Below are 598 nucleotides of genomic sequence, written 5' to 3'. Positions count from 1 at the left end.
TGCCACATTCCAACCTCTTTTCTATCCATAACTATCCCAACCTGAGAGCTATTGATATTGACATCGCGAGCGAACTAAAAATGGTCGGAGTATATAGCCATATCCATACAAAGAATCGTAATAGCCCTCTTCATATGTGGCTCTGCGATGTTGTTCAGCAAGCACTAAACGAACAGATTAATAAGTAGTGCTTATTACAATTATACAAAATACTACTTAGCCTAAAAATAAAACACTGTTTAATATTAGCCCTATCAAAACGGATACTGAACTACGAAGGATCGTGCAGTTAAGTTAACCCTAAATAGAGACTAATATGAAAATTGCACTTACTACCCTAATTTCAGCTTCACTACTTTCTGTTCCAGTTCTTGCAAACAACTTTGACAGCCAACACCGTGTGGGTATCGGTTACAACCAAACTCAAGTAGACGATTGGCTAACCGATGACACAGTTGATTGGGGTAACGGTATCAAACTTGAATATGGTTATGAATTTAACCGTATCGTAGGTATCAACGTTTCTTACGCAACGAATAGCGATGACGAAAACGTTGAAGGTATAAAAGCCGAGATCGATGGTTACAAATTCCAAGTT

The 598-nt window shown here is 38.1% G+C and carries 1 protein-coding gene and 1 pseudogene; both read left to right on the top strand.

Annotated features, from left to right (window positions below):
* Positions 1 to 188, top strand: a pseudogene (locus AB4486_RS22705) (LysR family transcriptional regulator); the annotation flags it as partial.
* 128 nt (positions 189 to 316) lie between these two features.
* A partial coding sequence (locus AB4486_RS22700) for an outer membrane beta-barrel protein (protein ID WP_372118737.1) occupies positions 317 to 598 on the top strand: 282 nt, incomplete at its 3' end.

Source organism: Vibrio sp. 10N.222.55.C6, from assembly GCF_041473395.1.
Taxonomy (GTDB): Bacteria; Pseudomonadota; Gammaproteobacteria; order Enterobacterales; family Vibrionaceae; genus Vibrio; species Vibrio crassostreae_C.
Note: the sequence above shows the minus strand (reverse complement) of the source record. Positions and strands in the feature narration are given on the sequence as shown.